8 protein-coding genes and 1 tRNA gene are annotated in these 5,444 nt (G+C 34.7%); 6 read left to right on the forward strand and 3 right to left on the reverse strand.

What is annotated here, in order from left to right; genetic code table 11:
- Positions 1–60: 60 nt before the first annotated feature.
- Together IBX42_RS11040 and IBX42_RS11045 are read left to right on the forward strand one after the other, a co-directional pair.
- On the forward strand, positions 61–294 hold the full coding sequence (locus tag IBX42_RS11040; RefSeq protein WP_294932889.1) for a helix-turn-helix domain-containing protein: 234 nt from the start codon (positions 61–63) through the stop codon (positions 292–294).
- A gap of 36 nt (positions 295–330) precedes the next feature.
- Positions 331–522: a hypothetical protein gene (locus tag IBX42_RS11045; protein ID WP_294932891.1), complete on the forward strand. Its 192-nt coding sequence runs from the start codon at positions 331–333 to the stop codon at positions 520–522.
- A 65-nt stretch (positions 523–587) separates the two neighbouring features.
- Here IBX42_RS11045 and IBX42_RS11050 read toward each other — a convergent pair whose 3' ends face one another.
- Positions 588–1,166 (reverse strand): hypothetical protein, encoded by a 579-nt coding sequence (locus tag IBX42_RS11050; RefSeq protein WP_294932893.1) that lies wholly within the window; start codon positions 1,164–1,166, stop codon positions 588–590.
- A gap of 104 nt (positions 1,167–1,270) precedes the next feature.
- On the opposite strand from IBX42_RS11050, the gene IBX42_RS11055 reads away from it, so the two are divergent.
- Positions 1,271–1,846 carry a hypothetical protein gene (locus IBX42_RS11055; protein WP_294932895.1) on the forward strand — a complete coding sequence of 192 codons (576 nt, stop codon included), beginning with the start codon at positions 1,271–1,273 and terminating at the stop codon, positions 1,844–1,846.
- A gap of 98 nt (positions 1,847–1,944) precedes the next feature.
- Here the strand turns inward: IBX42_RS11055 and IBX42_RS11060 are convergent, their stop codons facing one another.
- A complete protein-coding gene (locus tag IBX42_RS11060) occupies positions 1,945–2,187 on the reverse strand; it encodes a hypothetical protein (RefSeq protein WP_294932897.1) in 243 nt (80 codons plus the stop codon).
- A 23-nt stretch (positions 2,188–2,210) separates the two neighbouring features.
- Here IBX42_RS11060 and IBX42_RS11065 point away from each other — a divergent pair, with 23 nt between their 5' ends.
- From IBX42_RS11065 to IBX42_RS11075, 3 genes are read left to right on the forward strand one after another with little or no spacing between them, the layout of a single operon-like run.
- Positions 2,211–3,791: a DnaB-like helicase N-terminal domain-containing protein gene (locus IBX42_RS11065; protein WP_294932899.1), complete on the forward strand. Its 1,581-nt coding sequence runs from the start codon at positions 2,211–2,213 to the stop codon at positions 3,789–3,791.
- 26 nt (positions 3,792–3,817) lie between these two features.
- Positions 3,818–4,048, forward strand: coding sequence for a hypothetical protein (locus tag IBX42_RS11070; RefSeq protein WP_294932901.1), 231 nt, complete (start codon positions 3,818–3,820; stop codon positions 4,046–4,048).
- 57 nt (positions 4,049–4,105) lie between these two features.
- Complete coding sequence (locus tag IBX42_RS11075; protein ID WP_294932903.1) at positions 4,106–5,314, forward strand: tyrosine-type recombinase/integrase; 1,209 nt, start codon at positions 4,106–4,108, stop codon at positions 5,312–5,314.
- 50 nt (positions 5,315–5,364) lie between these two features.
- Here IBX42_RS11075 and IBX42_RS11080 read toward each other — a convergent pair.
- Positions 5,365–5,441, reverse strand: a tRNA-Arg gene (locus tag IBX42_RS11080).
- Positions 5,442–5,444: the final 3 nt, after the last annotated feature.

Genomic DNA, 5,444 nt, shown 5'->3' on the forward strand with positions numbered 1-5,444 from the left:
CAAATTACTAGTCAATTAAGATCTAGTAAGTTGATAAATTTATTATACGAGGAGTAAATAATGGAAAAAGAATTTATAAGTGAAAGGCAAGCAGCTTTGCTGCTAGGAGTCGCGCCTAGAACTGTGAAATTATGGCGCGATAAAGGTTTGCTCGATGGTTTTAAATTTGAAGAAAGAAATGAAAAAAGAAAAAATGTATTTTATATTAAAGAAGATCTCTTAAAATGGTTTGAAATTTATTTGGCAGAAAAAGAAGCGATACCTACTGTTGGAAAAAAGCTAAAAAACTGGTAATGAGAACTTAGGTAAGAGCAAAAAAAGGAGAAAGAAATGGAAACAGGATTTATAAGTGAAAGGCAAGCAGCTTTGCTGCTAGGAGTCGCGCCTAGAACTGTGAAATTATGGCGCGATAAAGGTTTGCTCGATGGTTTTAAATTTGAAGAAAGAAATGAAAAAAGAAAAAATGTATTTTATATTAAAGAAGATCTCTTAAAATGGCATAAATCAAAAGAGCAACGGTAACGCACTTTTAAATGCATTGTCATCAAAACCTAGCGTAAAACCACCTCTTACAAAGAGGTGGAGTGTCAACTCACTCTCTGCACTTCAACTTTTAAAGAATATTCCACCATTCCCACGATTTTAAATTTCTGTAACTCTTCTGGGGAAAAGGTATGTCCTTTTGAATCATGGTTATTTATTTCACATATCTCAAAATTATTGTCAAGTGTCATGTCAATATTTCTAATATAATAAATTTCATTTTTTTCTAATAAATAATTCGCTTTTTTTATATATTTATTAACACCTGTATTTATGATATATATCATATTATCCTGAGTAAATGCTACTAGCGAGCTGCTTTCATTTTGTGAAATAAGCATAGGAATAGATAAAGAGTTATTTTTGTTTAACAAAAATGGTATATCATGTGCATTTTTCTCATTGCCTTCACTTTTATCAGTAAACATTTCACCCTCACCCAACAAAAGCCAATTTAAATTTATACAATAGCTAGCCGCTATATTAGCGATTGTATCATTTAATTTATCAGCTTTTTTAATATTTGAAACTTGTTGTTGAGTTATATTAAATTTATTAACAATATCTTTTGCTTTTATGTTTTTTAAAAGCAATGCATTACTCAATCTATCGCCTATATTCATTATACGCCACTCAAAAATTAATTTTTGTAAAATACAATAAATACTTGTTTTATACAAGTATTTATTGTATTTTACAAATGTTACTTTATTATCAAAGGATTTCCATGAAAGATTTTAACCAAAACAAGCTAATTTTAAGCTTGATAAAAGAAAAATTTACAAACAATGAAATCTCGCTCCTAGAGATTATAGAGAGCTTCTCAAAAGAGTTTTCTCCTGCCAGAACCTCTATTTGCGAAGCATTCCGACTCTTCGGAAACGCCAAGTACACATGGTTTAGCGGTGGCGAGGATGACATCAGAGCCCTCTGCGAAGCCGTTCTAACTGGCTATCAGAGTGTATCAGCTCGTCATTTTAAGAATGCTGTTTTAGCTAAAACTAGATTTTTTATTGAAGATAACGACAAAAAAAGCTTTTTTGATTTATGTCAAAGCATATACAGATCAGCCCAGCAGAACGCTCCCCTCATGTACAATTCAGATAACGATTCTCAGTTTGTTTATGAAGAAGATTTTTATGAATTTGAAGAGGATGCAGAGAACTCTTTGAGTCCTATTTTTAGGGATTTGCACAGCTTTTATGTGGAGAGCAGTGAAATCAAAGCAGGAAATGTCTATAAAAAGAAAATCAAAAAAAGTCCAAAGAGAGTGCAACCATCCCTTTTTGAGGTGGTCGCATGAATCAAAAAATATCAGCTATTTTCCAGTGCTTTTTAACTGCCAAATACCCAATTACAGCAGCTAACATAAAGCCAATCGGTATTACTAGAACGCCTATATTATCCATTTTTCATATCCTCCAAAGTTCTTATGTAGTTATTCAACTTAACATAAGTAACAAATATTGCTATGGATACCAACATAAACACCATAGCAAATACATATCCATAATTACTGTTCTTTTGCAAAAAATTGATTGCATAAGCACCAAAACCACCGCCTATCGCGGTCAATATAACGAGTTTCTTATACAAAGCATCAACGATCTTTGCAACAAGTTCACTCTTTTCTTTATTTTCCAAAATAACTTCCAAAAGGCATAATCATGAACGAACAAAATTATAACATAAACATAGAAAAAAGCGTACTAAGCTCTATCATATTTGAGCCTAGCCAGTTCGATGAACTAAGCTCCCTGCTAAAAAAGGACGACTTCTATCTTCCTGCGCATCAAGACATATATGCTGCAATCCATTTTTTGACGGCTCAGGATAAGCCGATAGATGAAGAGTTTATAGCTAAAGAGCTCAGAAGAGCTAAGAAGTTTGACGAGACGGCGATGCTTGATATTCTCTCGGCTAATCCCGTCGCACCGTTAAATATCTTTTCGTATGTAAAAGAGATCCGCACTGACTCTATAAATCGGCAAATATATCAGCTCTCTCTTGATCTACAACACAAATTTAACCTAAAAACTATCGACAAGCTTTATGAGCTCAAAGAAGAACTTGAAAGTGTTGATGGGCTTAAGCAGAAAAAAAGTGTAGATTCTTTTTTGGATTATTTATCCACGGTAAATCTTGATTTTGAGGAGATAGAAAATTTGAAATTCTCTTATCTTTATGATAATTTTATCGTCGGAAATGAGATTACTATGATAGCCGCTCCGCCTTCGAGTGGTAAGTCACTTACAGCTTTTGCGCTCGCTCTCAATTCTGCTAGATCTGGAAGAGTAAAACATGTAGTGTATCTGGATGCAGATAACTCTAAAACTACTATACAAAAAAGAAACATTCATAAAATAGTTCAAGAGAACAGACAATATATTACATATCAAATTACCCATAAAAGAGATGAAATTGACAAAACGATAAACGAAGCGGTAGCAAGAGATTTGACGGGATTTCTATTTGTGTTCGATTCGATTAAAAACTTTTTTGACGGACTGGATCGGGATAAAAACAGAGATGTCTCAAAAGTCATGAACAAACTAAAAGCTTTGCGCGACCGTGGCGCAACCATACTCTTTCTGCATCATACGAATAAGCCTCGGAAAGACGTAGAGGACATGTACGCAGGAAGTAGCGCGTTTCTTGAAGATACATCGAATGCTTTTATATTAAAATTAAATCAAAATAAAAAAACATTTATTTTCAAGTGCATCAAGGCAAGAACTGGGGATATCGAAGATCAAGCGTTTACATATGATTCCACAAATCATGTGCTGTCGAAAATAGAAGTTGCGGAAGCGGAACTTACTAAAGAAGATGAGGAAATGATAGAAGAGACTATACAATATCTAAAATCATCACGCAATAAGCCTATGTGGTCGGAGCTATGGAAGAACTTGACAGACCTTGGATACGACAAAGAGAAGGCTTCGAAGGTAATAAAAAGCAACGAAGGCAAACTCTGGAACTTTGAAAGAGGCGGGAGGAATAATCAAAAACTTTACTCTCTTATAGAAACTTCAACTTCTGCAAAATCAAAAGTTGTCGAGACAGTATATGAATATTTAGCTCCGAGAACTCCGATAAGTCCGAGAACCCCTGATTTAGGGCTTTATAAAGAGTCTGCAATTGCCTCCGATAACTCCGAGAACCCCAAAATACTTAATAATCTATCTGTTGTTGAAAAATCGGTTGAAAATTTCCCGCGGGAAAAAATAGAAATGCCGACTTTGTGAAGTATTAAAAGATTGGAGATGACAAAATGAAAAAATATATTCAAGAGAAAAACCTACCAAGTATCTTTGATCTTTCAAAAGATTTCTTTATCTCACGAAAAAACAAAGATTTTATACAAGGCATCCACTTCTTTGTACCGCCCGGTAGCTCCAAAACCAAGAAAGCGATCCTCTGGGATATTCAAGCGCTTGAAAATTGGCTAAGAGGTAATCAGAACCCTGATTTAGAGCTGCAAGAACTCTTAAATCGTACATAGTGTATAATCATGCCGTTAATTGTAAGTGGCAGATCTCCCATGAAAGGAGATTGCAAAGTGACAGACATAAAAAAAGCCTCCATCCTCGATAGAGGTAATAGAAAGTTCTGGTATGTGCGATACCAGGTGTTCTTTGAAAACAAAAGTGTTCCACCCTTTGAGGAAAGCACAAAAATTCTCAAGGCAGAAAAGACATTAAAATACATGCAGACTCAATATCTGCCCGCTTGGATAGCTCGTAAGCAAAGTGAGTTGTCATTACGAAAACATAAGAGTACACTATTTTCTTATTATGCTTCTATTTTTTTAGTCGATAGCGAAACATTGCATGACTATAAAAATACAAAATACCGCCTTGAGCGTATTCTGGCAGATTTTGGTAGTTTAGATATTCGTAAAATCAGCAAGCTGGATATAAAGCAGTGGCTTAACGCTCTAATCGACAAGCGATCAGAGCAAGCTCTAAGCAAAAATTCTAAGTCCAAATATTTAGGTATATTCCATCAAGTTTTCGGGAGAGCACATGATGATGGCATCATAGCGCAGAATATTACTTTTGATATAAAATTGCCTACGGGAACAAGAAGAGATCTATCTGTTATAGAGCCATTTGAGAAAAACGAAGTCAATTTATTGTTGCAAAACAGTAAAAGCCTGATTTATGGTGAATATCTATATTACTATTTAGGTATCTCATTCAACCAAGGTATATCTCCTGCTGAAATTTTGGGATTGCAATATGGTGATATAGATCTAAATAATCAAACCATAACTATAAGCAGAAATATAACAAAAGGGAAAATAAAAGAAACAAAAACTGTCTATAGAGATAGAACTATTCCTTTATTTGATAGCTCTATTCCTTATTTTGTAGACTTGCTAAAAATGGCAAAAGAAAAAAGGTCTCTTTGGCTCTTTAGTAAAAAAGGAGGAGGACCGCTTACGGATATTAAGGATATTAGAGGTACAAGAGCTATTGTTAAAAACAATATCAAAATCAAAGCAGACACCAAATGGTACAAACTGCTTAAAGATTGTGAACTCAAATATCGTGATCTTAAAAACTGTCGGCATACCTTTGCAGTCAATGCGATTGAGTCGAAAGCTTTTACTCTGCAAGAGATAGCCGGTTTGTTAGGACACGCATCGTTAAAGATGTTAATCGATCATTACGCTAGGTGGATAGGTTCAAAAGCACTTGAAGCTGATAAAAGTGTAAATATATACAGTGACACTTCAAGTGACACTACTAAAAAAAGTAACTAAAAAGAGTTTTGTCGTTTCTTTGGGAATAGGCTAATTAAGGGGCTTAGAAGTGGTGCGCCCGACATGATTCGAACATGTGACCGCTGGTACCGCAAACCAGTGCTCTATCCAGCTGAGCTACGAGCGCACA

Origin of the sequence: Sulfurimonas sp. (assembly GCF_014859695.1) — a bacterium.
GTDB lineage: Bacteria > Campylobacterota > Campylobacteria > Campylobacterales > Sulfurimonadaceae > Sulfurimonas.

What these genes read in the sequence shown, in the direction of transcription:
- IBX42_RS11040 (WP_294932889.1), top strand. Translation starts at nt 61, where the DNA reads ATGGAAAAAGAATTTATAAGTGAAAGGCAAGCAGCTTTGCTGCTAGGA.
- IBX42_RS11045 (WP_294932891.1), top strand. Translation starts at nt 331, where the DNA reads ATGGAAACAGGATTTATAAGTGAAAGGCAAGCAGCTTTGCTGCTAGGA.
- IBX42_RS11050 (WP_294932893.1), bottom strand. Translation starts at nt 1,166, where the DNA reads ATGAATATAGGCGATAGATTGAGTAATGCATTGCTTTTAAAAAACATA.
- IBX42_RS11055 (WP_294932895.1), top strand. Translation starts at nt 1,271, where the DNA reads ATGAAAGATTTTAACCAAAACAAGCTAATTTTAAGCTTGATAAAAGAA.
- IBX42_RS11065 (WP_294932899.1), top strand. Translation starts at nt 2,211, where the DNA reads ATGAACGAACAAAATTATAACATAAACATAGAAAAAAGCGTACTAAGC.
- IBX42_RS11070 (WP_294932901.1), top strand. Translation starts at nt 3,818, where the DNA reads ATGAAAAAATATATTCAAGAGAAAAACCTACCAAGTATCTTTGATCTT.